The organism is Pseudomonas sp. PSPC3-2 (assembly GCF_049897085.1).
GTDB classification, from domain to species: Bacteria; Pseudomonadota; Gammaproteobacteria; order Pseudomonadales; family Pseudomonadaceae; genus Aquipseudomonas; species Aquipseudomonas paraveronii.
Genome location: NZ_JAFCVO010000002.1, coordinates 271,653 through 296,506, shown reverse-complemented (window position 1 = coordinate 296,506; position 24,854 = coordinate 271,653). Strand labels below are relative to the sequence as shown.

19 protein-coding genes and 2 pseudogenes are annotated in these 24,854 nt (G+C 59.7%); 12 read left to right on the top strand and 9 right to left on the bottom strand.

Annotated features, from left to right (window positions below; translation table 11 throughout):
- Positions 1 to 360: 360 nt before the first annotated feature.
- The 3 genes from ACP7CJ_RS06240 to ACP7CJ_RS06230 all read left to right on the top strand — a co-directional run bounded on the left by ACP7CJ_RS06240 (position 361) and on the right by ACP7CJ_RS06230 (position 4,496).
- Entirely contained in the window at positions 361 to 1,683 is a 1,323-nt protein-coding gene (locus ACP7CJ_RS06240) for a chloride channel protein (protein ID WP_426099849.1), read from the top strand.
- A 213-nt stretch (positions 1,684 to 1,896) separates the two neighbouring features.
- Positions 1,897 to 3,777 (top strand): DUF294 nucleotidyltransferase-like domain-containing protein, encoded by a 1,881-nt coding sequence (locus ACP7CJ_RS06235; protein WP_426099848.1) that lies wholly within the window; start codon positions 1,897 to 1,899, stop codon positions 3,775 to 3,777.
- Positions 3,774 to 4,496, top strand: a complete 723-nt coding sequence (locus ACP7CJ_RS06230; RefSeq protein WP_276193115.1) for a 3'-5' exonuclease — start codon at positions 3,774 to 3,776, stop codon at positions 4,494 to 4,496. Before ACP7CJ_RS06235 ends, ACP7CJ_RS06230 begins: the two co-directional genes overlap by 4 nt.
- Positions 4,497 to 4,689: 193 nt before the next feature.
- Here the strand turns inward: ACP7CJ_RS06230 and ACP7CJ_RS06225 are convergent.
- From ACP7CJ_RS06225 to ACP7CJ_RS06185, 9 genes and pseudogenes are all read right to left on the bottom strand, one after another.
- A pseudogene (locus tag ACP7CJ_RS06225) lies at positions 4,690 to 5,121 on the bottom strand (mechanosensitive ion channel family protein); the annotation flags it as partial.
- A gap of 275 nt (positions 5,122 to 5,396) precedes the next feature.
- Positions 5,397 to 7,064: a BCCT family transporter gene (locus tag ACP7CJ_RS06220; RefSeq protein ID WP_247398282.1), complete on the bottom strand. Its 1,668-nt coding sequence runs from the start codon at positions 7,062 to 7,064 to the stop codon at positions 5,397 to 5,399.
- A gap of 220 nt (positions 7,065 to 7,284) precedes the next feature.
- Positions 7,285 to 7,413, bottom strand: a pseudogene (locus ACP7CJ_RS06215) (Zn-dependent hydrolase); the annotation flags it as partial.
- A 79-nt stretch (positions 7,414 to 7,492) separates the two neighbouring features.
- Positions 7,493 to 8,017, bottom strand: a complete 525-nt coding sequence (locus tag ACP7CJ_RS06210; protein WP_426099847.1) for a DUF2867 domain-containing protein — start codon at positions 8,015 to 8,017, stop codon at positions 7,493 to 7,495.
- A gap of 315 nt (positions 8,018 to 8,332) precedes the next feature.
- Complete coding sequence (locus tag ACP7CJ_RS06205) at positions 8,333 to 9,430, bottom strand: polyamine ABC transporter substrate-binding protein (protein ID WP_426099846.1); 1,098 nt, start codon at positions 9,428 to 9,430, stop codon at positions 8,333 to 8,335.
- 63 nt (positions 9,431 to 9,493) lie between these two features.
- Positions 9,494 to 10,363, bottom strand: a complete 870-nt coding sequence (locus ACP7CJ_RS06200; RefSeq protein WP_247398273.1) for an ABC transporter permease subunit — start codon at positions 10,361 to 10,363, stop codon at positions 9,494 to 9,496.
- Complete coding sequence (locus ACP7CJ_RS06195; protein WP_276197942.1) at positions 10,360 to 11,241, bottom strand: ABC transporter permease subunit; 882 nt, start codon at positions 11,239 to 11,241, stop codon at positions 10,360 to 10,362. Before ACP7CJ_RS06195 ends, ACP7CJ_RS06200 begins: the two co-directional genes overlap by 4 nt.
- Positions 11,242 to 11,285: 44 nt before the next feature.
- Complete coding sequence (locus ACP7CJ_RS06190; RefSeq protein ID WP_276193112.1) at positions 11,286 to 12,428, bottom strand: ABC transporter ATP-binding protein; 1,143 nt, start codon at positions 12,426 to 12,428, stop codon at positions 11,286 to 11,288.
- A 245-nt stretch (positions 12,429 to 12,673) separates the two neighbouring features.
- Complete coding sequence (locus ACP7CJ_RS06185; protein ID WP_426099845.1) at positions 12,674 to 13,435, bottom strand: gamma-glutamyl-gamma-aminobutyrate hydrolase family protein; 762 nt, start codon at positions 13,433 to 13,435, stop codon at positions 12,674 to 12,676.
- A 267-nt stretch (positions 13,436 to 13,702) separates the two neighbouring features.
- Between ACP7CJ_RS06185 and ACP7CJ_RS06180 the strand changes: the two genes are divergently transcribed.
- The 9 genes from ACP7CJ_RS06180 to ACP7CJ_RS06140 all read left to right on the top strand — a co-directional run bounded on the left by ACP7CJ_RS06180 (position 13,703) and on the right by ACP7CJ_RS06140 (position 24,674).
- Positions 13,703 to 15,079, top strand: a complete 1,377-nt coding sequence (locus tag ACP7CJ_RS06180) for a glutamine synthetase family protein (RefSeq protein WP_426099844.1) — start codon at positions 13,703 to 13,705, stop codon at positions 15,077 to 15,079.
- A gap of 33 nt (positions 15,080 to 15,112) precedes the next feature.
- Positions 15,113 to 16,603 carry an aldehyde dehydrogenase gene (locus ACP7CJ_RS06175; RefSeq protein WP_426099843.1) on the top strand — a complete coding sequence of 497 codons (1,491 nt, stop codon included), beginning with the start codon at positions 15,113 to 15,115 and terminating at the stop codon, positions 16,601 to 16,603.
- Positions 16,604 to 16,662: 59 nt separating this feature from the next.
- Positions 16,663 to 17,943: an NAD(P)/FAD-dependent oxidoreductase gene (locus tag ACP7CJ_RS06170; RefSeq protein ID WP_247405779.1), complete on the top strand. Its 1,281-nt coding sequence runs from the start codon at positions 16,663 to 16,665 to the stop codon at positions 17,941 to 17,943.
- Positions 17,944 to 18,203: 260 nt separating this feature from the next.
- Positions 18,204 to 18,752 (top strand): cupin domain-containing protein, encoded by a 549-nt coding sequence (locus ACP7CJ_RS06165; protein ID WP_010563061.1) that lies wholly within the window; start codon positions 18,204 to 18,206, stop codon positions 18,750 to 18,752.
- A gap of 189 nt (positions 18,753 to 18,941) precedes the next feature.
- Positions 18,942 to 20,408 (top strand): sigma-54-dependent transcriptional regulator, encoded by a 1,467-nt coding sequence (locus ACP7CJ_RS06160; RefSeq protein WP_276193108.1) that lies wholly within the window; start codon positions 18,942 to 18,944, stop codon positions 20,406 to 20,408.
- Positions 20,405 to 21,409, top strand: coding sequence for a HupU protein (locus tag ACP7CJ_RS06155; protein WP_276193107.1), 1,005 nt, complete (start codon positions 20,405 to 20,407; stop codon positions 21,407 to 21,409). The genes ACP7CJ_RS06160 and ACP7CJ_RS06155 overlap by 4 nt, the downstream gene beginning before the upstream one ends.
- Before the next feature lie 8 nt (positions 21,410 to 21,417).
- A complete protein-coding gene (locus ACP7CJ_RS06150) occupies positions 21,418 to 22,875 on the top strand; it encodes a nickel-dependent hydrogenase large subunit (RefSeq protein WP_426099842.1) in 1,458 nt (485 codons plus the stop codon).
- Between the two features lie 12 nt (positions 22,876 to 22,887).
- Positions 22,888 to 23,343 carry a nickel-responsive transcriptional regulator NikR gene (nikR, locus tag ACP7CJ_RS06145; RefSeq protein WP_426099841.1) on the top strand — a complete coding sequence of 152 codons (456 nt, stop codon included), beginning with the start codon at positions 22,888 to 22,890 and terminating at the stop codon, positions 23,341 to 23,343.
- 5 nt (positions 23,344 to 23,348) lie between these two features.
- On the top strand, positions 23,349 to 24,674 hold the full coding sequence (locus ACP7CJ_RS06140) for a PAS domain-containing sensor histidine kinase (protein ID WP_276193104.1): 1,326 nt from the start codon (positions 23,349 to 23,351) through the stop codon (positions 24,672 to 24,674).
- The last annotated feature ends 180 nt before the right edge of the window (positions 24,675 to 24,854 follow it).

The window sequence follows — 24,854 nt, the reverse complement described above, 5'->3', positions numbered from 1 at the left end:
ATTCAGGGCGTGACACTGGCCATCAACCCACAGCGGGTAATCGCCAGCCTCCGGTGTGCGCCCCAGGCGCAAGGGTTGCAGCGGCGGCCAGCATGGCGAAGCGGTTCTTTACGCGCATGGGAATCTCTGCGTCTTGTTTGTTTTTATTCAGGGCGACTCCACAGTAGTTGATTGATCAGCACAGTCGCGAGCGGACAGTCCTACCCTGCATCAGATTGCCGGGGTAACTGCACGTGGAGTGGGTAGCAGGGGAAGATGATGGCTATAATCCTTTAGCCGCTGCTGGCTGGACCTGACCGTTTAACCCGGTAGTCTTGTTTTCTGGGTTTTATTTAACCTCTACAACGGGAATCCGCTCGGGTGATCAAGCCGATATTACTCATACGTCGTCGCTTTGCCTCGATCCGATGGCGTACTCGTGTGACGCTCTGGGCTGCTGCTACCCTCGCCGGGTTACTGGTTGTGCTGTTCGCCCGGCTGGCCGACCTGGCGCTGATGCAGTTCGTTCAACAAACCGCCGGCCGGCCTTGGCTGCCGTTTATCTACACGCCTTTGATCGGCATGTTTGTCGTATGGATGACCACCCGCTTTTTTGTCGGGGCACAAGGCAGCGGTATTCCTCAGGTCATTGCGGCTACACGGTTGGCCCATCAAGGTAAACCCGTGGATAAGTTGGTGTCCTTGCGCCTTGCTGTTGCCAAGATAGGGCTAGGTACTCTGGCGTTGACCGGTGGTTTTTCAGCCGGGCGTGAAGGCCCGTCAGTTCAAGTCGCCGCCTCGATCATGCATTTCTTTCACCGTTATCTGCCTAACGCTCGAATCATCCGCCCCGAAGACCTCATTCTCGCCGGCGGTGCAGCGGGTATTGCCGCCGCGTTCAACACGCCTTTGGCCGGTGTGGCCTTTGCGGTGGAGGAGTTGGGGCGTAAGTTGGAAACCCGTACCAGCGGGGTATTGCTCAGTACGATCATCTTGTCGGGGATGGTCGCGATTGCTTTGCAGGGCAACTACAACTATTTCGGGCATTTCGACGTGCAAGAGGTCAATCTCGATATCGTTATCCCGGTACTGGCGATTGGTATTGGCTGCGGCCTTATGGGAGGGTTGTTCAGTCGGATGCTCCTGTGGCCGCAGAGGTATCGCCGATTTTTCGTATGGGAATGGCGTCGCATGCACCCTGTCTGGTTCGCAGGTGGTTGCGGGATGATCGTGGCTATTCTCGGTTGGCTCAGTGGCGGGATGTCCTTTGGCAGCGGTTATGGGATCACATCCCAGATCATCGTGTCTGATATCGGTCTGCCCTGGCACGCGCCGATCACGCGTTTTCTCGCGACCGTAGTGACTTATTTTTCCGGTATCCCGGGCGGTATTTTTGCCCCGTCTCTGGCGGTAGGGGCTGCGTTAGGCGCCAACGTCGCTGAGTTCTTCGCTCTGGCGGCACAGCCCATCATTGCCTTATGCATGGTTGGCTTTCTGGCGGCTGTCACGCAATCGCCGATCACGTCCGCGATCATCGTGATGGAGATGATCGACAGCCATGGCATGGTGATCAGTCTGATGGCTGTTGCGCTGATTGCCAAAGCAGTCAGTGCCAGGATGGGGCCTGAGCTCTATCAACAGTTGGCGCGTGGCTTTCTGCAGTCGGAGGGCAATGACGCCGCCACGCAAAAAGCCAAACCATAGGCTGGGTCAGCGCAACTGCGCTGCGCCCTGGGTGAATGCCGCACTTGCTGGCCTCGCAAACATTACGGTAAGCCGTTACGCAGTAGTTGGTGCAGCGCATAGCGCTTGATCCTCGTCCCGGGATGTGATGTGGTGGCTAACACTGTAAAGACGATTACCCTTCGCCAACTATGGCGTTTGCAACGTATATTTTTTCCAGCATTTCGAGGTTTCATGCAAATCGAGTTACAGGAGATTAGCGACCACCTCTATCGTTTCGCCCCATTTGATACGCTGCCAAAGGAGTCGGTAGACGCCATCGCTCGGCGGGTAGAAGTAAGTTATTTCAAGGCCGGCAGTGACATCCTTGAAGCGGGTGCGATTATTCAGGACTTGCACTATGTGCGCAGTGGTGCCGTGGAGATCTACCGGCGTAATGGCGAACTCTACAACCGACTTGTCGAAGGCGACATATTCGGGCAAGCAGGTCTGTTGCGCAGTAACAAGGTGCGTTTTCCTGCCAGAGCATTGGAAGATAGCCTGATCTATTACATACCCGCCGACGTCTTCGCTGATCTGTGCGCGCAACATGATGCTTTCGCCGACTTTGTTGAAGCCGAGGGGCACTCCAGGCTCAAGACGGCCGTTGAGGCGCAGGGCCGTGCGAGTGAACTTATTCAGCTCAAATGCCGTGCCCTTATCTCACGCCCCTTGGTGTGGATCGCGTCGGATGCCTCTGTTGGCGACGCGGCAAAAATCATGACAGAGCAAAGCGTTTCTTGCGTGTTGGTAATGTCGCCTACGGGCTTGCAGCCGGCTGAAATCCAAGGGATCGTGACTGATCGCGACCTGCGCACGCGCGTTGTTGCTGCTGGCCGAAACGCTGATGAAACGAGCGCCAGCGACATCATGACTGCCGACCCGGTTGCGATCGGCGCCGATGACTCAGTGTTTGAAGCCATGCTGATGATGTTGCGCCGCAATATTCACCATTTGCCAGTCGTCCACCATGGCCATCCGATCGGTCTGATCAACCTGTCGGATATCATTCGCTACGAGTCGCACAGCAGTTTGTACCTGGTAAACAGAATCTCTAATCAGACCTCCGTCGAAGGCCTGAAATCGCTTTTGCGCGACCTGCGTGGAACCTACATCCGCATGGTGCGTGATGGCGCCACTGCACACATGATCGGCAGCGCAATTTCCGGCATTGGCCGGGCCTTTACCCAGCGTTTGCTGGAACTGGCAGAGAAGAAACTGGGGCCGCCTCCGGTGCCTTACTGCTTTATGGTGCTCGGTTCCATGGCGCGCGATGAGCAGTTGTTGGTGACTGACCAGGACAACGCATTGGTGCTTGACGACAGCTTCGATCCGATCCAGCACGATGCTTACTTTCGGGCCTTGGCAACGTTTGTGAGTGATGGCCTGGCCGCGTGCGGTTACAGCTACTGTAAGGGCGGGATAATGGCGACCAACGATCAGTGGCGTCAGCCCTTGAATGTGTGGCGACGTTATTTCGATCAGTGGATCGAGAAACCTAACCCGACGACGTTGCTCAATAGCTGTATTTTTTTCGACCTTGACGGTGTTTTTGGCCAGCTTGAGTTGGTACAAGAGCTAAAAACTCTGTGTGCTCGCAAATCCAGCGCACACCCTGTTTTTCTGAGTGCCATGGCTCGAATTGCGCTTGACCGGACGCCGCCATTGGGGTTTTTCCGTACTTTTGTCGTCGAGACAGACGGGCAGCACAAAAGGATCATTAATCTCAAGGGGCGGGGCACCGCTCCGCTGACTGACCTTATCCGCATCCATGCGCTTGCGTGCGGCAGTACCGCGCAGAATTCGTTTGATCGCATGGATGCGATAGCGAGCAGCAACGTCATCCCGCCTGAAGGATTAAAGCAACTTCGATATGCACTGGAGTTTCTGTCGATGGTGCGAATCCGACATCAGGCAGACGCGTTGGAGCAGGGTGCTGCGCTCAATAACTACGTCGAGCCCGAGCGTTTTTCCAACAGTGAGCGGCGTAATCTAAAAGAGGCGTTTCAGGTCTTGAGTAATGGCCAGAATTTCTTGCGATTCCGCTATCCTCCAAAAGGTCGCCTCGCGTCATGAAGCACATGAATGCGCAGCCCAATCGTAAAATGCTGGACTGGTCTTCCAGGTTTGAGACATTGGCGCAAAACGCCGTTAACAGCCGCTTGCGACAGTTCTATCAAGCCGGTGCAGTCTCAGCCCAGGCCTCCATTGAGAGTGTGCAACTGCTCGCAATGGATGTGGAAACCACCGGTCTTGATGCACACGCGCACAGCATTGTGAGCATCGGCGTGATGCCGTTCACACTACAGCGCATTTATTGCGGGAACTCACTTTACTGGGTGATAAACCCATCTTCCGAACTGAATGAAAAGTCAGTGACTTTTCATCACATAACCCATACCGAGATTCTCGATGCTCCCACCTTTGCACAGGTGCTAGATCCGTTGCTGACGGCTATGACCGGCAAGGTGATGGTCGTCCATTATCGCAATATCGAGCGCGCCTTCTTGGATCAGGCAGTCCGTAGATATTTAGGGGAGGGGCTGGACTTTCCAGTCATCGATACGATGCAGTTAGAGGCTCGACTGCATCGGCAAAAACTCGGTTGGTTTGCCCGACTCATGGGGCGCTCACAGCAATCCATACGATTGGCAGATAGTCGCAAGCGGCTTGGCCTTCCGGCGTACCATGCCCACCACGCTTTAACCGATGCCCTTGCGACAGCAGAATTGTTGCAGGCGCAGATCGCGACTCACTATTCAACGTCCACCCCGGTTGGCGAGTTGTGGAATTGACTCAGTTGCTCAACTGCTGGCGTTAACGCGCGAGGCTAACGCCATTTGATAGTAACCGCTCCTTGAACCCTGCATTCAAAGCGCTTGGTTGATCCCGCGCTACCTCGCCTGACCTGGTGCGATCCAAATCCAAATCCAAGTGACGCCGCCAAGCGCACTGGGCAATGATGTCGATCAGGCAAGGCACGAGCCTCTAGATCGGGTGTTTGGAATCATTCAAAAGCCTATCCTTGCCGGGATCGGAGGCAATGTAGACCGTGCGTGACGGATAGGCAAAGTTGACGCCCAGTTCCTCGAACGCGTCGATTATTCCAAGATTGATGTCTTGCTGGACATCCATATAAACGTTGTAACTAGGGTCGAGCACGATGTAAACGGTCTCGAACTCTAACGCACTATTGCCGAAGTTTCGAAAGTGACAGCGATCGAATCGTGCTCTTTCTTGCTTGCGGATAATCTGTTCTATGCGTTGCGGCACGTCTCTAACTTGTTGCGGAGAGCAGTGGTAGGTCAACGCAATTTCGAACACGACTCGGCGTTCTTGAAGCCTTTTATAGTTTTGTATGGTACTTCCGATCATTGCGGCGTTCGCCATGACGATCTGTTCGCCCCCCAAGCGACGTATCGTGGCTGATATGGGCATTGGGTAGTACAGATACTGTCCGAAGTTTTCTCCGAAAAAAGCCAATCGCCGCCCTGGCCAAGATAAAGCTGATCATTGCCAGTGAGGTAGCGACAATCCAGTTAGCTAACGCTATTCCCAGAAAGTTGTGGATGACGAAGAAACTGTTGATTTGTTGGAACATATTGCCCTCGGTTTTAGCTTCAAGGTGCAAACGTATTGACGTGTTACACCTTGAAACTTGAAGCGAAAGTTACGTATGTCTTAGCTCAGGTTCACTAACGAGGCTCAGTCATCAATCCTTTCACGAGAGAGATACATCCCAACATCAGAACGATTGCGAAGGGCAAACCTGTGGAAACTGCCATCGCCTGCAGTGCTACCAGACCACCCCCCAATAGAAGGGCAATCGCAATCACGCCCTCGATGACCGCCCAGAACACACGTTGAGGCACCGGCGCATCAACCTTACCCCCGGCGGTGATCGTATCGATCACCAACGAACCGGAGTCCGAAGAGGTAATAAAAAACACGATGACCAGAATGATGCCCAGGAATGAACTGATCTCCTTAAGCGGCAGTTCTCCCAGCATGGCGAACAGTTTCAGTTCCAGCACAGCGTCCTTGACGCCCATCACGCCCTGTACCGTCGCTTGGTCAATGGCCGTTCCGCCGAACGTGGTCATCCACAGCACAGAAACCACTGAAGGAACGAGCAGGACAGAGATCAGAAACTCTCTGACCGTTCGACCACGACTGACGCGCGCGATAAACATGCCTACAAACGGCGACCAACTGATCCACCAAGCCCAATAGAAGGCCGTCCAGCCTTGGGTGAATTGAGTGTCAGTGCGTCCGAATGGGTTCGAAAGTGCCGGCAGGTATTCAACATACGTCACCAGGTTTTTGAAGAAACCCGTGAAGATGGCCAACGTCGGTCCCACTACGATGATAAACACCAGCAAGAGTAATGCGAGTCCCATATTGATCTGGGAAAGCATCTTGACACCCTTGTCCAAGCCGGCAAGGACTGACCAAAGAGCGATCAAGGTGATACCAACGATCAGCACGACCTTGCTGAGATTCGTCGATCGGATTCCGAAAAGGTATTCAATCCCTGCGGCAGCTTGTTCTGCACCAATGCCCAGCGAAGTCGCCAACCCGAATAGCGTGGCGAATACCGCCAGGATATCGATGATATGCCCTGGCCATCCCCAAACACGCTCGCCCAATAGGGGGTAGAAAATTGAGCGTATCGAAAGCGGTAAGCCCTTGTTGTAAGAAAACAACGCCAAGGACAGCGCCACTATCGCGTATATCGCCCAGGGATGGAGCCCCCAGTGAAAGATCGTGGCAGCCATCGCCAAATCGGCGGATGCCTTCATGTCGCCTGCAGCCCCTCCTAACGGCGCCCAGTCCGTGCGCACGCCGCTGGCATCGACTGTCACACCGCCCATGGACGCAGCGTAATGCGACATGGGTTCGGCTACGCCATAAAACATCAAACCAATGCCCATGCCTGCGGCAAAAAGCATTGAAAACCATCCGACGTAGCTATGGTCTGGCTTGGCATCTCTGCCGCCCAAGCGAACCTTACCCAGCGGAGAGAAAATCAACGCAATGCACAGCACGACAAAAACATTCGCAATGCTCATGAAGAGCCAGGCAAGGTGGCTGGTTAACCAGTTTCGGATAGAGCTGAAGAGGGGTTCAACTTCGTTCTGCAATGCCAGCGTCAAAACCACGAACAGTAAAATGGTGGCCGCTGAAATAATGAACACTTTGCCGTGGATATCGAGCGAGAACGAAAACTCTCCCTTGATGTTGTCTTGACCGATCACATAGTCAGTGTCGATCAGATTGGCAGCTCCGCTCGGTGCTGGAATACCGTCCTCACTGGGGACGTGAGGGATGTTTGGCCGATCATCCGTAGGCTTTTCAACCATGAGAATCTCCTTATTGGTGGCACGCCATGACGTGCAGTTGTCATTATCCCCGCTGTTCCTATGGTTAAACGAGATGTTAGCCGCTTTATCCTAACAAGCTTTGCGGACAAATCCGGTAAAACCTGTCTATTTCAAGGCCGCTTGGTCGAATAGGTGACCGCCACCGGACTTCTTTGCGGTTTCAAACTGTGTGATGTGCGTGCTCGGCTCCGAGCTCAAAGACACCTGCGACCTGCACATCCAGCCAGCAAAGCGCTTGGCCGTCGGTCACCCTTCCAACGGGCAAACCGTTATCTTTGAGGATCGGGCCCTGTTCAATATGGGCTTCGAAGTGGGCGTCGAATGGCCGCCTAAAGTGCCTTGGCGCTTGAGTGTCTGTTCACGCGGCTCGTGGAACGCACTGAGCTTGAACGCGGGTATGAACAACGCTAGCGCTGATTGAGCATGGCCAGCATGCGTGGCGCGATAAAGCGATGGAACGGCGCCACCGGCAGCATATACAGGCGGCCCAGCCAGTTGTGCGGCTGGACCACGGTGGAAAGTACCGCCCGGCGGGTCCCTTGCGCGTCGAGCGGCATAAGGTTGATGGCCAGGTACACATCCAGGTGCCGGTCTTGGTCGACCAGCAGAACCTCGTCGGGGGTTTGCGAGACCAGGGTGAAAATCCCCACCCGGTCGCCGGGTCGATAGTCGGCATCTGCACGCTCAAGGTCGATGCGTGTCAGCCTGCCGAGGTCCTTGAGGCCAAACACCTGCACCAGTCGATTGCGCAGCGCCATCAATCGGTCGATCCAAATAGGTGTCCGGGCCATCAGCCGCAGTCCATGCCGCAAGGCGCTGCGCGCGTGGTCATCGGTCAAGGTGCTCTGGCAATCGATGAAACTGGCACCTGTGGCATGGCGGGCAATGCTTGAGTCGGGCGGGAGCGCGCAGCGGCTGACGCTGGAGTTCATAAGGTTTGTCCGAAGTTGTTATTTGGGTTCCACGAGGTGCCGCGCGCTCTTTAGCACTTCACACGAGCGCGCGATCAAGTGGGCCAGAAAGTGCAGGGCATCCTCAAGCGTTTTAATTGCTCAGTGCCGCGCACCAATGAAAGGCCCAGAGTGGCAGGGCGCTTTGGCGGCGGCTGAACGCAAAAAAGGCGCCCGAAGGCGCCAAGGGTTTCACCCTAACCGAGGGAGCCGGGTGAAGCCGTTCACAGCAAAGGTCGCGGTGGTAAGGCGCGACGGGAACGGAAGCGGGGTGCGCCGAGTGGTGGCGCGCACGTGTTAGTTGCCGAGCTTGACCTTGGTCCAGCCGCGGGTCATCAGGCGCTGCACGGGAATGGGCTGGTCGGGGATCGCGTACAGGGTCGCGAGCACTTCCTGGGGCGGGTAGGACGCCGGGTCGTTGCGGATCGCCTCGTCCACCAGGGGCGTGGCCGCGGCGTTGGCGTTGCTGTAGCCGATGCTGTTGGTGACCTCGGCGATGATATCCGGGCGCATCAGAAAGTTCATGAAGGCATAGGCATTGTCGACGTTGCTCGCGTCCCGGGGGATGGCCACCATGTCGTAGAAACTGCCGGCGCCTTCCTTGGGAATGCTGTAGTCGATCTTCACCCCGTTGTTGGCTTCTTCAGCCCGGGCGCGCGCTTGCAGCACGTCGCCGGAGTAACCCACGGCCACGCAGATATTGCCGTTGGCCAGGTCCGAGATGTACTTGGAGGAATGGAAGTACGCCACCGAAGGGCGGATCTTCATGAATACTTCCTGGGCCTGGGCGATCTGTTGCTTGTCCTGGGAGTTCACCGGGAAGCCCAGGTAGTGCAGGGCCGCTGGCAGCATTTCGGTCGGCGAATCGAGGAAGCTGATGCCGCAGGCCTTGAGTTTCGCGGCATTCTCGGGGTTGAACAGCAGGTCCCAGGAGTTCAGCGGCGCGTCGGTGCCCAGTGCCTGGCGGACTTTCTCCGGGTTGTAGCCGATGCCGATCGAACCCCACATATACGGGAAGGCATGCGCGTTGTCGGGGTCGCTGGCGGCGGCATTTTTCAGCAGCACCGGGTTCAGGTTCTTCCAGTTCGTCAGTTTGGATTTGTCCAGGGTCTGGTAGACCCCGGCCTTGATCTGCTTGGCCAGGAAGCTGTTGGACGGGACCACGATGTCGTAGCCCGACTTGCCGGCCAGCAGCCGCGCTTCCAGGGTTTCGTTACTGTCGAAAACGTCGTAGGTGACGTGTATGCCCGTCTCGGCCTCGAACTTTTTCAGGGTGTCGGGGGCGATGTAGTCCGACCAGTTATACACACGCAGCACCTTGTCGGATGCCTGGGCGCCGCCAGCCATGGCGCCCAACAGGGACAGTGTGAGCAGAGTCCTGCCAAACCTTTTCATGCATCCAACTCCATTTTTTATTGTGGGGTAAAACACGACGGCCTAGGCCGTCGCCGGTGTTCGTTATGACTGTTGGGGTTGCGGCTGCCAGGCTTCGCTGGTGGTCTGGTCCATGGCTTCCTGGATCGCCCGCTTGCGGTTCATTTCGGCCTTGCGGCTGAAATACCAGACCATGAAGGTCACCAGCGACACCGCCAGCAGAATCAGGCTGGCCACGGCGTTGATCTCCGGCTTGACCCCCAGGCGCACGGCGGAGAACACCTCCATCGGCAGGGTGGTGGAGCCGGGCCCGGAGACGAAACTGGCGAGCACCAGGTCATCCAGGGACAAGGCGAACGCCATCATGCCGCCCGCCGCCAACGACGGCGCGATCATCGGGATGGTGATCAGGAAAAACACCTTGAGTGGTCGCGCGCCGAGGTCCATCGCCGCTTCTTCGATGGACAGGTCCAGCTCCCGCAGGCGCGCCGAGACGACCACCGCGACATAGGCCGCGCAGAAGGTGGTGTGAGCGATCCAGATGGTGACGATGCCACGCTCCATGGGCCAGCCGATCATCTGCGCCATGGCCACGAACAGCAGCAACAGCGACAGACCGGTGATCACTTCCGGCATCACCAGAGGCGCGGTCACCAGGCCACCGAACAGGGTCCGGCCCTTGAAACGGGTGACGCGGGTCAGCACGAAGGCGGCCAGGGTGCCCAGCGCCACGGCGGCCACGGCGGTGTAGCAGGCAATCTCCAGGGAGCGCGCCACCGAGCCCATCAATTGGGTGTTGTCCAACAGCCCCAGGTACCACTTGAGCGACCAGCCGCCCCAGACCGTCACCAGCTTGGAAGCGTTGAACGAATAGATCACCAGAATCAGCATCGGCAGGTAGATGAACAACAAGCCGAGCACCAGCATCAGGGTCGAAAAACTGAAACGCTTCATGCCCGTGCCTCCATTTCTTTGGCCTGGCTGCGGTTGAACAGCAAGATGGGAATAATCAGGATCGCCAGCATCACCACCGCCAGGGCGGACGCCACCGGCCAGTCGCGGTTATTGAAGAACTCCTGCCACAACACGCGGCCGATCATCAGGGTCTCCGGGCCGCCCAGCAGTTCCGGGATCACAAACTCGCCAACCACCGGGATGAACACCAGCATGCTCCCGGCGATGATGCCGTTCTTGGCCAGCGGCACGGTGATTTTCCAGAAGCTGTTGAAGTTGCTCGATCCCAGGTCCGAAGCGGCTTCCAGCAGGCTCTGGTCGTGCTTGACCAGGTTGGCGTACAGCGGCAGCACCATGAACGGCAGGTAGGCGTAGACCACGCCGATGTAGACCGCCGTGTTGGTGTTGAGGATTTCAATCGGGCTTGAGGTCAGGCCGCTCCACATCAGGAAGGCGTTGAGCAGGCCGTTATTGCTGAGGATGCCCATCCAGGCATAGACGCGGATCAGGATCGCGGTCCAGGTCGGCATCATGATCAGCAGCAGCAATACGTTTTGCATTTCCTTGCGGGTCTTGGAAATCCCATAGGCCATGGGAAAGCCGATCAGCAGGCACATCAACGTGCTGAGCAGGGCGATCTTCAGCGAGCCCAGGTAGGCCGAGATGTACAAATCGTCGGCGGCCAGCAGGCTGTAGTTACCCAGGTTCAGCAGCACCTGGAGTTTCTGGTCGACGAAGGTGTAGATTTCCGAGTAGGGCGGAATCGAGACGGCCGCTTCGGAGAAGCTGATCTTCATCACCAGGAAGAACGGCAGCATGAAAAACAGGAACAGCCAGAGGAAGGGAATGCCGATCACCAGCTTGCGACCGCTGGGCAGCACACGGATCAACGCTTGATTGAAAGTGCTCATGGTCGATGTACTCATGCCCGCAGTACCACGCCACTGTCGTCTTCCCACCACACGTACACGGTGTCGCCCCAGGACGGTCGGGAGCCACGGCGTTCGGCGTTGGCCATGAACGACTGGACGATCTTGCCGTTCGGCAGCTCCACGTAGAACACTGAGTGCCCGCCGAGGTAGGCGATGTCGTGGACCTTGCCGCTCGACCAGTTGTGCTCGCCGGTCGGCATTACGGTGGTGACCAGCAGTTTTTCCGGGCGGATCGCGTAGGTCACCGACTTGTCTTCCACCGAAGTGGCGATGCCGTAGCCGACGTAGATGTCGCGGTCCAGGTCCGGGCACTGGAGCACCGCGTGACCTTCGGCGTCGTCGACCACCTGGGTCTCGAAGATGTTGACGTTGCCGATGAACTCGCAGACCAGGCGGCTCACCGGGGTTTCGTAAATGTCCACCGGGCTACCGATCTGGGCGATCCAGCCCAAGTGCATGATGGCGATGCGCTGAGCCATGGTCATGGCCTCTTCCTGGTCATGGGTCACCATCACGCAGGTCACGCCCACGCGCTCGATGATCTCTACCAGCTCCAGTTGCATCTGCGAGCGCAGCTTTTTATCCAGGGCGCCCATGGGCTCATCGAGCAGCAGCAGTTTCGGGCGCTTGGCCAGGGAGCGGGCGAGGGCGACGCGCTGGCGCTGGCCGCCGGAGAGCTGGTGGGGTTTGCGCCGCGCGTACTGGGTCATGTGCACCAGCTTGAGCATTTCCTCGACCCGCGCCTCGATTTCGCTGGCCGGCAGGCGATCCTGCTTGAGGCCGAAGGCGATGTTCTGCGCCACGGTCATATGCGGGAACAAGGCATAGGACTGGAACATCATGTTGATCGGCCGCTCATAGGGCGGCATATCGGTAATGTCCACGCCATCCAGCAGGATGCGGCCTTCGGTGGGCCGTTCGAAACCGGCGAGCATGCGCAGCAGGGTGGATTTGCCGGAACCGGACCCCCCCAGCATGGCGAAGATCTCGCCCTGGTGGATGTCCAGGGACACATCGTCCACGGCCACGGTTTCATCGAACTTCTTGGTCACGCGGTCGATCTTCACCAGCACCTTTTGTGGTGGCTGATGACCTTCCAGAGCCTTGCGATAAATGCTGGAGGCGTTTGCCATGTGAAACTCCCAACAGGTCGTCGGGCCAATGCGGCCTGACTTAATAAGGTTGATTGCAAACCTGCGTCATCAATGCGGTGCAGGTTTATTCGGCGCTGCCATCCTGGCTGCCTGGGCTTGCTTGTTGTTGTTTGGGTGTTGCCGTTCATGCCGCACGGCGGGTGCACACAGGTGCGCGCGCCGCGTGGGCAGGGCGTGTCAATCGGTGAATCGAGTACTGGTGGCCCTGTGCGGGCCGCCTTGTGTTAGCGGTGCTGACGCTGCGCGGCGCGTTGCCGACAGGCATCGCCGAAGGCCTGGAAAATACTCAGGTAGACCGGGTTCGACAGGACCTGCCATTCCGGGTGCCACTGCACGCCAAACGCAAACGCCTGGCTGTGCTCCACCGAAATGGCTTCGATCAGGCCATCCGGGGCCACGGCTTCGACCCGCAGATCGTCACCCAGGCGGTCGATGCCCTGGCTGTGGATCGAGTTGACCTGGATCTCGCCGGTCAGGCCCATGGCCTCGAACACGCCGCCGGGCTGGATCGCCACCGGGTGCGCCGGGGCGTACTGGACTTCGAGGCGTGGGTCGTCGGCTTCGCGGTGGTCTCTATAGCCCGGCAATTCATGCACCTTCTGGTGCAGGCTGCCGCCAAAGGCCACGTTCATTTCCTGGAAGCCGCGGCAGATACCGAGGACCGGCACGCCGGCCGCCACCGCTGCCCGCAACAGGGGCAGGGTGGTGGCGTCGCGCTGCGGGTCATGGGCGGTGCCCGGCGCGCTGGGCGAGCCTTGATAGTGGAAGGGTTCGACATTGGACGGCGAGCCGGTAAACAACAGGCCATCGACGTAGTGCAGCAGATCCTTGATCTCGCAGAGGTCCGCCAGGGAAGGGATGATCACCGGCAGCCCCAGGGCCGCGACGCTGACAGCACGCAAATACTTGTCGCCGCTGACATGGTAGGGGTGCAAGCCAATCTCTTTGACGCATGCAGTAACACCGATCAATGGCTTGAGTGCCATTTTTATCACCTCGAAATTCACGCTGGAACGAGTTTTTCCAGAGCTTATCCATGTTGATTTTAATTAACAACCTTCATGTAAAAAATTATAGACGCATCGGGGTGTTGGTCTGCGTGTTTGCTTGGTTTTTTCCCTGTGTTTGCCTATCCAGTATCAATATAATTAACGAATAGCCCGCGCTTTTCGCTATTGACTTCACTTTATCTTTCGGATTGACTGCTGCTACGAAACAGCTATGAACATAATAATTAACACAATAGGTGCATCATGTCGGTCCCACTGCGTACCGTTCAGCTCAACGAAGCCAACGCCTTTCTGAAGAAACACCCTGAGGTCCTGTACGTCGATCTGCTGATTGCAGACATGAACGGCGTGGTGCGCGGCAAGCGCATCGAACGCACGGCGCTGCACAAGGTGTATGAAAAAGGCATCAACCTCCCGGCGTCCTTGTTCGCCCTGGACATCAACGGCTCGACCGTGGAAAGCACCGGCCTGGGCCTGGATATCGGCGACTCCGACCGCATCTGCTACCCGATCCCCGACACCCTGTGCATCGAGCCCTGGCAGAAGCGCCCCACCGCGCAACTGCTGATGACCATGCATGAACTCGAAGGCCAGCCGTTCTTCGCTGACCCGCGCGAAGTGCTGCGCCAGGTGGTGAGTAAGTTCGACGACCTGGGCCTGACCATTTGCGCCGCGTTCGAGCTGGAGTTCTACCTGATCGACCAGGACAACGTGAACGGCCGCCCGCAAGCACCGCGCTCGCCAATCTCGGGCAAGCGCCCGCATTCGACCCAGGTCTACCTGATTGATGACCTCGACGAATACGTCGACTGCCTGCAAGACATCCTTGAAGGCGCGAAAGAGCAGGGCATCCCCGCTGACGCCATCGTCAAGGAAAGTGCCCCGGCGCAGTTCGAAGTCAACCTGCACCACGTCAGCGACCCGATCAAAGCCTGCGACTACGCGGTGTTGCTCAAGCGCCTGGTGAAAAACATCGCCTACGACCACGAGATGGACACCACCTTTATGGCCAAGCCCTATCCGGGCCAGGCGGGTAATGGTTTGCACGTGCACATCTCGATCCTCGACAAAACGGGCACTAACATCTTTGCCAGCGAAGACCCCGAGACCAACGACGCCCTGCGTCACGCTATCGGCGGCGTGCTGGAAACCCTGCCGGCGCAGATGGCGTTCCTCTGCCCGAACGTCAACTCCTACCGCCGCTTCGGCGCGCAGTTCTATGTGCCGAACTCGCCGAGCTGGGGCATCGACAACCGCACCGTCGCCGTGCGCGTGCCGACCGGTTCGTCAGATGCCGTGCGCATCGAGCACCGGGTGGCAGGCGCCGACGCCAACCCTTATCTGCTGATGGCCTCGGTACTCGCCGGTATACACCACGGCCTGACCAACAAGATCGAGCCGGGGGCGCCGGTCGAAGGCAACTCCTACGAGCAGAACGAACAGAGCCTGCCCAACAACCTGCGCGACGCCCTGCGTGAGCTGGACGACAGCGAGGTCATGGCCCGGTACATCGACCCGCTGTACATCGACGTGTTTGTGGCGTGCAAGGAAAGCGAGCTGGCCGAGTTCGAGAACTCGATCTCCGACCTTGAGTACAACTGGTACCTGCACACGGTCTGACGGCCCTCCCACTTTTTGCGTTGAGCACACCCTATGACCAAGCATCGCAATGACTGGGAGCAGTACTTCCAGTCCCTGAACCTCGAAGGCCGGGCCTTTATCGACGGCGAGTACCGTTGGGCCGCCAGCGGCGAGACCTTTGACAGCATCAGCCCGGTGGACGGGCGTTTTCTGGCCAAGGTCGCCAGCACCGATGAGGCCGACGCCGACGCGGCGGTGCTCGCCGCGCGCCGGGCGTTTGAGTCTGGGACCTGGCGACTGCAAGCCCCGGCGGCGCGCAAGCGCGTGCTGATCCGCTTCGCCGATCTGATCCTCGAGCACCAGGAAGAGCTGGCACTCCTGGAAACCCTGGACATGGGCAAGCCGATCGGCGACTCCATGGCCATCGACGTGCCCGCCACGGCTAACGCGATCCGCTGGAACGCCGAGGCCATCGACAAGCTCTACGACGAAGTGGCGCCCACGCCCCACGACCAGTTGGGCCTGATCACACGCGAACCCTGCGGCGTGGTCGCGGCCATCGTGCCGTGGAACTTCCCGATGATCATGGCCAGTTGGAAGTTCGCTCCGGCCCTGGCGGCGGGTAACTCGTTCATCCTCAAGCCTTCGGAAAAGTCGCCGCTGACCGCCATTCGCCTGGCCCAGTTGGCACTCGAAGCCGGCATTCCCCCGGGCGTATTCAACGTACTGCCGGGTTACGGCCACACCGTCGGCAAGGCGCTGGCCCTGCACATGGATGTGGACGTGCTGGCCTTTACCGGCTCCACCGGCGTGGCCAAGCAACTGCTGGTGTATTCCGGCCAGAGCAATATGAAACGGGTATGGCTGGAGGCGGGTGGCAAGAGCCCCAACGTGGTATTCGCCGATGCCCCGGACCTGCGCGCTGCCGCCGAAGCGGCGGCGGCCGGGATTGCCTTCAACCAGGGCGAGGTCTGCGTGGCTGGTTCGCGGCTGCTGGTGCAGCGTTCGATCCGCGAGCCCTTCATTGCGCTGCTGCTGGAGGCGCTCCAGGCCTGGAAACCAGGGCACCCCCTGGACCCGGCGACCAAGGTCGGCGCGGTGGTCGATCAGCGGCAACTGGACAACGTGCTGCGCTACATCGAGATCGGCAAGGAGCAGGGCGCCCAACTGCTGGTTGGCGGCCGGCGCACCCTGCAAGACACCGGTGGCCAGTACGTGGAGCCGACGATTTTCGACGGCGTGACCAATGCCATGACCATTGCCCGCGAAGAAATCTTCGGCCCAGTGTTGTCGCTGATCAGCTTCGACACCGAAGAAGAAGCGCTGGCGATCGCCAACGACAGCATCTTCGGTCTGGCGGCTGCGGTGTGGACCGCCAACCTCAGTCGCGCCCATCGCTTTGCTCGGGGTCTGCGCGCCGGCAGCGTGTGGGTCAACCAGTACGACGGTGGCGACATGACCGCGCCGTTCGGCGGGTTTAAACAGTCGGGCAATGGCCGCGACAAGTCGCTGCACGCCTTCGACAAGTACACCGAGCTCAAAGCCACCTGGGTGAAGCTCTAAGCCCAACTAACAACGGCGATTGCCAGCCCGCGCTGGCCAATCGCCAGGGAGTCCTAACCATGCAACCCCATGTAAACAGCTACTACGCCGCAACCCGCAACCACACCGGCGACTTCCCTGTGCTTGAAGAGTCGGTCGAGTGCGATGTCTGTGTCATTGGCGCCGGCTACACCGGCCTGTCGTCGGCGCTGTTCCTGGCTGAAGCCGGCTACAGCGTCACCGTGCTCGAAGCGGCCAAGGTCGGCTTTGGTGCCAGCGGGCGCAACGGCGGGCAACTGGTCAACTCCTACAGCCGTGACGTGGATGTTATCGAGCAGCGCTACGGCGAAAAGAGCGCCGAAATCCTCGGCAGCATGATGTTCGAAGGCGCCGAGATCATTCGCCAGCGCATCCAGCACTATGACATCCAATGCGACTACCGCCCGGGCGGGATCTTCGCCGCGCTGAACAAAAAGCAACTCAAAGGCCTGGTCGAACAGAAAAACAGTTGGGAGCGCTATGGCAACCGCAACCTGCAACTGCTCGACGCCAAGGACATCGCCAGCGAAGTGGGCTGTGAAAATTACATCGGCGGCCTGCTGGACAAGCAGGGTGGCCACGTCCATCCGCTGAACCTGGCCCTGGGCGAAGCCAGCGCCATTATTGGCCTGGGCGGCAAGATCTTCGAACAATCGGCGGCCGTGGACATCACCTACGGCGAACCCAACGTGGTGCGCACGGCCAAGGGTGTGGTTCGCGCCAAGTACCTGCTGATCGCCGGCAACGCCTACCTGCAGCAAGATCTCGACCCAAGGGTGACCCGCAAAAGCATGCCCTGCGGCTCGCAGATCGTGGTCACTGAGCCGCTGTCGGAGAAAGTCGCGCGCAGCCTGATTACCCACAATTACTGCGTCGAAGACTGCAACTACCTGCTCGACTATTACCGCCTGACCGCTGACAACCGCCTGCTATACGGCGGTGGCGTGGTCTATGGCGCCCGCGAGCCGGACGACATCGAACAACTGATCCGACCGAAGATCCTCAAGACCTTCCCGCAGTTGAAAGACGTCAAGATCGACTACCGCTGGACCGGCAACTTCCTGCTGACCATGTCGCGTATGCCGCAATTTGGCCGTATCGAAAAGAACGCCTACTACATGCAGGGCTATAGCGGCCACGGTGTCACCTGTTCGCATTTGGCGGGCAAGCTGATCAGCGAAGTGATCCGCGGTGACGCCGAACGCTTCGACGCCTTCGCCTCCCTGCCACACATGCCGATGTTCGGCGGCCGCACTTTCCAGGCCCCGCTGACGGCCATGGGCGCCGCCTACTACGCCCTGCGCGACCGATTCGGTATTTGACCGGTCAGGTACATAAGCGCTGCGAGCCCCGGTCCATGCCGTCTTAGGCAGTGGCTGCGGGCTTGCTTTTTTTCTTGCGCTCGGGCGTATTCAGCGCGGCTACAGCTCTACCCACAAACGTGATTTAATAGCCGCCTTTCAGGTATCTGGGCCAGGCAGTCGGCGAACTTCGCAACATTGCCTGCCCGCACCCGCCTCGGCTCCTGCAGAGCTATCGCAACCGATAAACGCCGCTTCAGTCACCCTTATATAAGGCAGCTATGGACACGGGCACCCGACTCAAACTCGTTCGCGAAAGCTACAAACTCTCCCAGCGCGAGCTGGCCCGGCGTAGCGGCGTGACCAACGCCACCATTTCCCTGATCGAACAGAATCGCGTCAGTCCCTCCGTCAGCTCCCTGAAAAAGCTGCTGGAAAGCATCCCCATGTCCCTGGCGGACTTCTTCACCTTTGACCAGCCACCACGCGAACACCAATACGTCTTCCGCGCCAACGAACAGCCTGACCTGGGCCGCGATGGCCTGCGCCTGCTGCTGGTTGGCGCACCGATCCCCAGTCGCCAGATGCGCTTTTTGCGCGAGCAATATGCCCCGGGCGCCAGCTCTGGCGAAGAGCCGATCGTGCATGTCGAAGGGGAGGAGTGCGGCCTTGTCACCCGTGGCACCGTCGAACTCACTGTCGATGGCCAGGTCAGCATCTTGAACCCTGGGGATGGGTATTACTTCCCCACCACCTTGCCCCACAGGTTTCGCAATATCGGGCAGGATGAGGCGGAAATCATCAGCGCGAATACGCCGGCGAACTTCTAGGTCGGGGGGCGGCGTAAAGCGCCGGAACTGCTCGGGGGGGAGCAAGGCGCTGTTTACAAAAAAGCTCCCGTAGCGGCCCCCAAAATAGGAAAAGCCTCGTGGCTTTTTGGCACCGTGCTACCATCGACGCCATGACTCGTTGCAACATAATGTTGCAGTGAACACCAATACTCTGCCTTTCGCGGACTCATGACTCCCCCATTCGACTCGCAATCCGACTTGCCCATGATCCTGGTAGTGGACGATGAGCTACGTTCGCGCGAATCGTTGCGCCGGGTACTCGATCAGGAATTCCAGGTGCTGCTGGCCGAGTCAGCCGCGCAAGCACGTGAACTTCTTGAACAGCATGTGGTGGCGGTGATCCTCTGCGACCAGCGCATGCCCCATGTCAGTGGTATCGAATTTCTCAAGGAAGTGCGCGAGCGCTGGCCGGGGGTGGTGCGCATCGTGCTATCGGGCTACACCGACTCGGAAGACATCATTGCGGGCGTCAATCAGGCCGGCATCTATCAGTACCTGCTCAAACCCTGGCTGCCTGAAAACCTGCTCAACACTGTGCGCAATGCGGTAGAGAGCCAATCGTTGCAAAACCATATGCAGCGACTGGACCTGGAACTGCGCGCCGGCACGCCAGCGCTGCGCCGCCGCAGCCGGGAAACGCTGGAGCGGGTGCGCGACACCTTCGATTTCTCGCGCATCGTGCGCAGCCCCGGGGGGCCGCTGGATGCCGTCTGTGAGTTGGCCGCACGGGTCGCCCGCTATGATTTGTCGGTGCTGCTGTTGGGCGAATCGGGCACGGGCAAAGAGTTGCTGGCCCGCGCCATCCATTACGCCAGCCCACGCGCGGGCAATGCCTTCGTCATGGAGAACTGCGCCGCGCTGCCCGACACCTTGCTGGAGTCCGAGCTGTTCGGGCACAAGCGCGGTGCCTTCACCGGCGCGCATCAGGATCACATCGGGCTGTTCCAGCGTGCCAATGGCGGCACCTTGCTGCTCGACGAAATCGGCGACACCTCGCCGGCCTTTCAGGTCAAGTTGTTGCGCGTCTTGCAAGAAGGCGAGCTACGCCCGGTCGGCGCCTCCAGCACGGTACGGGTCGATGTGCGGGTGATTGCGGCGACCCATCGCGATCTGGAACAGGATGTCGCCACTGGACGTTTTCGCAGCGACCTGTATTACCGGCTGTCCACGGTCAGCCTGGGTTTGCCGCCGTTGCGCGAGCGAACCGCCGACCTGATGCCCATCGCCAAAAAGCTGCTCGACGATGCCCGCCTGGAGCTGGACCTGCCAGACCTGCACTTTGCCGATGACGCCCTGGCGAGCCTGATCGGTTACCCATGGCCCGGTAATATTCGCGAGTTGCGCAACGAAATCTACCGCGCTGCCGCGTTGTCGGAAGGCGCGCAAATCGCTGCGCATTCGTTTTCCTGGCGCGTCATGCAAGGCCAGGGCCAGGGGCGCAACACCAACGACATACGCCTCTCGCCACCCACGGGCACGTTGCAAGAACAACTGGACGCTATCGAAGCGACCATACTCAAGGAATCGCTGCTGCGTCACCGCTGGAACAAAACCCATGCTGCCCGTGAACTGGGCTTGTCGCGCGTGGGCCTGCGCCAGAAATTGCGCCGTCTTGGCCTGGAGGAGGCCCGATGAATAGCCCATTCAGAGTGCTGTGGTTGCAATCGGGCGGTTGCGGCGGCTGCAACATGTCCTTGCTGTGCGCCGACACCCAGGACTTTTCCGCGATGTGGCGCAGTGCGGGGATCGAGTTGCTTTGGCATCCGTCGCTGTCCCTTGAAAGCGGTGATCAGGTGCTGGATATCCTCGATGACTGCCTGCAAGGTCGCACCCGCCTCGATGCCTTGTGCATAGAAGGCTCATTGCTGCGCGGTCCGAACGGCACCGGGCGTTTTCACATGCTGGCCGGGACCGATGCGCCGATGATCGACTGGGTGCGCAAGCTCGCCGCGGTGGCCCAATACACCTTGGGTATCGGCACCTGCGCTGCTTACGGCGGCATCACCGCTGCGGGCAGCAACCCGACCGACGCCTGCGGCCTGCAATTTGACGGTGAGCATCGCGGCGGCCTGCTGGGCGCCGATTATCGCTCGTTGCGCGGCTTGCCGGTGATCAACGTGGCCGGTTGCCCAACGCACCCTGGCTGGGTGACCGACACCTTGATGGCGCTGGCCGCCGGGTTGTTCGAGGCGGCCGATCTGGACATCCTCGGGCGTCCGCGTTTCTACGCCGACCAACTGGTGCATCAGGGCTGCACGCGCAACGAGTTCTACGAATACAAAGCCAGTGCGGAAAAACCCTCGGACCTGGGCTGCATGATGGAAAACCTCGGCTGCAAAGGCACCCAGGCTCACGGCGACTGCAATACCCGCCTGTGGAATGGCGAAGGCTCTTGCACCCGTGGTGGATTTGCCTGCATCAACTGCACCGCCCCGGGCTTCGAAGAGCCTGGCCACGCTTTTCAGCGCACGCCGAAACTGGCGGGCATTCCCATCGGGCTGCCCATCGACATGCCCAAGGCATGGTTCGTCGCTCTGTCGGCGCTGTCCAAATCAGCCACCCCCAAGCGCGTCAAGCAGAATGCGACTTCCGATCACCCGCTGATCGCGCCGTCGGTACGCACCCCACGCCGTTAGGAGTTTGCATGTCACGTTTGGTGGTCGGCCCGTTCAATCGGGTTGAAGGCGATCTGGAAGTACAACTGGAAGTGGAAGAGGGTCGTGTGCGGTCGGCGCGGGTCAACGCCACCATGTACCGTGGCTTCGAGCAAATCCTGCTGCAACACGCGCCGCTCGATGCCCTGACCTACGCGCCACGCATCTGCGGCATCTGCTCGGTGTCGCAATCGATCGCCGCCGCCCGCGCCTTGGCCGGGCTGGCCGGCGTACAGCCGCCGGACAACGGTCTGCTGGCACTCAACCTGATGGCCGCCACCGAAAACCTTGCCGATCACCTGAGCCATTTCTACCTGTTTTTCATGCCGGATTTCGTGCGCCCGGTGTACGCCGACCGACCTTGGTATCCAGAGGCGGTGGCGCGCTTTACCCCGCTGCAGGGCAGCCAGCAGCGCCTGGCGATTTCCGCGCGCAAACGCTGGCTGGATTTGATTGGCACACTCGGCGGCAAGTGGCCGCACACCGGCTCGATCCAACCGGGTGGTTCGACGCGCGCCATTGATGCTGCCGAGCGCCTGCGCCTGCTGACCCGCGTTCGCGAGTTTCGGCAGTTTCTTGAAGCCGAGCTGTTCGCCGCGCCGCTGGAGCGCATCAACGCGTTCACCAGCGAGGACCAACTCTGGGCCTGGCATGCCGAAGCGCCGGGGCAGGGCGATTTTCGGCAGTTTCTGCACATCGCCCTGGATACCGGGCTTGAGCATCTAGGGCCGGGGCCGGGGCTGTATCTGTCCTACGGGGCGTATCCGCGAGCCGATGGCTCGAGCGTGTTCCCGCGCGGCCTGTGGGATGGCGTCACCCAGTGTGCGCAACCGCTGGATCTGGACGCCATCCGTGAAGACAGTGCGCATGCCTGGCTCGACGACGCTGGCGGCCCGCGCCACCCGGCCGATGGGCAAACCCAGCCGTTGCTGGAAAAAACCGACGCGTATACCTGGAACAAAGCCCCTCGCCTGGCCGGCGCGGTGCTCGAAACCGGCGCCATTGCGCGTCAGTTGATTGCCGGCCAACCGCTGCTGCGCGATGCCGTGGCGCGCTGTTCGGCAACCGTTTATACCCGCCTGCTCGCGCGTTTGTTGGAACTGGCGCAGGTGGTGCCGCTGATGGAAAGCTGGCTGATCGCTCTGCGCCCCGGCGAGCCGTATTACCGCGCCGCCGCACTGCCCGACAAAGGCCGCGCGGTCGGCCTGACCGAGGCGGCCCGTGGCGCGCTGGGGCATTGGCTGGAAGTGGAACACGGGAAAATCTCGCGTTACCAGATCATCGCCCCGACCACCTGGAACTTCTCGCCACGCGATACCCAAGGCCAACCCGGTGCATTGGAACAAGCCTTGCAGGGTGCTCCAGTGTTACCCGGCGAAAAAAGCCCGGTAGCGGTGCAACATATTGTTCGCTCTTTTGACCCGTGCATGGTTTGCACGGTGCATTGAAAAGGAAATCCCATGGAACGCCTGACCATTTCCCTGGACCGTGGCCTCGCTGAGGATCTGGACGCACTGATTCGCGATCAGGGTTACCACAACCGTTCCGAGGCCATGCGCGACATTTTGCGGCGGCATATCGAACAGGCGCGTCTGGAGCAGGGCCAGGCGCCGCATTGCGTGGCCAACCTGAGCTTCGTTTACGATCACCATTCACGCACCCTTACCGAACGGGTGATGGACCTGCAACACGCGCATCATCACCTGACCATTGCCAGCCAGCATGTGCATCTGGATCACGACAACTGCCTGGAAAGCCTGATGCTCAAAGGCTCGTCCGATGAAGTGCGCGATTTCGCCCATCGTGTGTGCGCCGAGCGCGGCGTGCGTCATGGCTCGCTGAACCTGATCCCGGTGGAGCCGGATGCGACCCACGAGCAGGCCCACAGTCACCTGCATCTGCACCCTAAAAGCTGACGACCATGGCCCGTAAACCGCCACCCGGCAGCCTCGACGAAGACGCCTGGATCGAAGTCATCGCCAGGATGGACGAGGTCTATTCCAAGCTGGTGCAAGACGAAATCGCCCTGGAAGAGAAGAACGTCGAACTGGAGCAGTCGCAACAGTTCATCGCCGGGCTGCTGTCGTCGATGTCCGACGTGTTGCTGGCCTGCGACCCCGAAGGGCGCATTGAAGAGAGCAACAGCGCGCTGCGCACGCTGGTTGGCCTCGATGAGCAGTCATTGTCCGGTAGCCCGGCCTATGCATTGTTGGCCGACCCGCACAGTGAAACCCAATTGCGCCAGACCCTCGCCAGCTTGCGCCATCCCAACGCCAGCGCCTCGCTGGAGGTCAACTTCAGGGATGCAAGCGGCGCGCCGGTGCCCGTGGACGTCAGTTGCACCGTGCGCAGCGCTGGCAACGGGCGCTTTATCGGGCATGTGCTGGTGGGGCGACCGCTGGGCGAACTCAAGCACGCGTATCGCCAACTGCACGAGGCCCACGAAGCGCTCAAGCGCACCCAACAACAACTGTTGCACGCGGAAAAAATGGCCTCGCTGGGGCGCCTGGTGGCCGGTGTCGCCCACGAACTGAACAACCCGATCAGCTTTGTGCTGGCCAACGCGCATGTACTCGACAGCTATGGCAAGCGCCTGCAGCAGTACTTACAAGCGGTCCACGACGGCGAGTCGCAAACCGGCCTTCAAGCCTTGCGCCGACAACTGCGCATCGATCCTCTGCTGAGCGATTTGCCGTCGTTGATCGAGGGCAGCATGGAAGGCGCGCAACGCACTGCCGATATCGTCAGTGCCCTGAAGCGCTTCTCGGCCGTGGACCGTGAAGCACTGGGCGAGGTCGACCTCAATGACGTCATTGAGCGCGCCATCCACTGGGTTTGTCGCGGCGTCGCGCCTGATCTGCAGGTGCATTGGCAGGCCGTTGACACGCCAGCGGTGCGCGGTAACGCCGGGCAACTGCTGCAAGTGCTGATGAACCTGATGCAGAACGCCTACGATGCTGCGCAAGCGGCCAACCAGGCCTTGCCGACGGTCTGGATCGATGTGACCCAGGCGCCGGGGTGGGTAACGCTGCGTTTGCGCGACAATGGGGCGGGCATCGCAGAAAAACACCTGAGCCAGGTGTTCGATCCGTTCTTCAGCACCAAGCCCGTGGGCAAGGGCACGGGCCTGGGGCTATCGATCAGCTACGGCATCATTGAGCGCTGCGGCGGTCGGATGGTGGCCGCCAATCACCCCGAGGGTGGTGCGCAGTTCACCGTGACACTGCCCGAAGCCGGGCCCGCCTGAGCCGATAAGCCGACACACAGGCTGGAAGCTCACTGTCCACTTATCTGTTCGGGTGGACAGTCATTGTCCAGTCGCATGTGCTGCGAGCGTCAGGCGGTCGATCAGCTACGCGCTTGTCTCTTCAAAAACCGCCTACGCGGCACCCGGCATGCAAACTGGCACAAGGCTTGTATGAAGTTT

Coding starts and splice junctions, on each gene's coding strand:
- ACP7CJ_RS06200 (WP_247398273.1), bottom strand. CDS start 10,363: ATGAAGCGTTTCAGTTTTTCGACCCTGATGCTGGTGCTCGGCTTGTTG.
- ACP7CJ_RS06235 (WP_426099848.1), top strand. CDS start 1,897: ATGCAAATCGAGTTACAGGAGATTAGCGACCACCTCTATCGTTTCGCC.
- ACP7CJ_RS06220 (WP_247398282.1), bottom strand. CDS start 7,064: ATGGTTGAAAAGCCTACGGATGATCGGCCAAACATCCCTCACGTCCCC.
- ACP7CJ_RS06175 (WP_426099843.1), top strand. CDS start 15,113: ATGACCAAGCATCGCAATGACTGGGAGCAGTACTTCCAGTCCCTGAAC.
- ACP7CJ_RS06170 (WP_247405779.1), top strand. CDS start 16,663: ATGCAACCCCATGTAAACAGCTACTACGCCGCAACCCGCAACCACACC.
- ACP7CJ_RS06155 (WP_276193107.1), top strand. CDS start 20,405: ATGAATAGCCCATTCAGAGTGCTGTGGTTGCAATCGGGCGGTTGCGGC.
- nikR (WP_426099841.1), top strand. CDS start 22,888: ATGGAACGCCTGACCATTTCCCTGGACCGTGGCCTCGCTGAGGATCTG.
- ACP7CJ_RS06140 (WP_276193104.1), top strand. CDS start 23,349: ATGGCCCGTAAACCGCCACCCGGCAGCCTCGACGAAGACGCCTGGATC.
- ACP7CJ_RS06180 (WP_426099844.1), top strand. CDS start 13,703: ATGTCGGTCCCACTGCGTACCGTTCAGCTCAACGAAGCCAACGCCTTT.
- ACP7CJ_RS06230 (WP_276193115.1), top strand. CDS start 3,774: ATGAAGCACATGAATGCGCAGCCCAATCGTAAAATGCTGGACTGGTCT.
- ACP7CJ_RS06160 (WP_276193108.1), top strand. CDS start 18,942: ATGACTCCCCCATTCGACTCGCAATCCGACTTGCCCATGATCCTGGTA.
- ACP7CJ_RS06185 (WP_426099845.1), bottom strand. CDS start 13,435: ATGGCACTCAAGCCATTGATCGGTGTTACTGCATGCGTCAAAGAGATT.
- ACP7CJ_RS06205 (WP_426099846.1), bottom strand. CDS start 9,430: ATGAAAAGGTTTGGCAGGACTCTGCTCACACTGTCCCTGTTGGGCGCC.
- ACP7CJ_RS06165 (WP_010563061.1), top strand. CDS start 18,204: ATGGACACGGGCACCCGACTCAAACTCGTTCGCGAAAGCTACAAACTC.
- ACP7CJ_RS06190 (WP_276193112.1), bottom strand. CDS start 12,428: ATGGCAAACGCCTCCAGCATTTATCGCAAGGCTCTGGAAGGTCATCAG.
- ACP7CJ_RS06210 (WP_426099847.1), bottom strand. CDS start 8,017: ATGAACTCCAGCGTCAGCCGCTGCGCGCTCCCGCCCGACTCAAGCATT.
- ACP7CJ_RS06150 (WP_426099842.1), top strand. CDS start 21,418: ATGTCACGTTTGGTGGTCGGCCCGTTCAATCGGGTTGAAGGCGATCTG.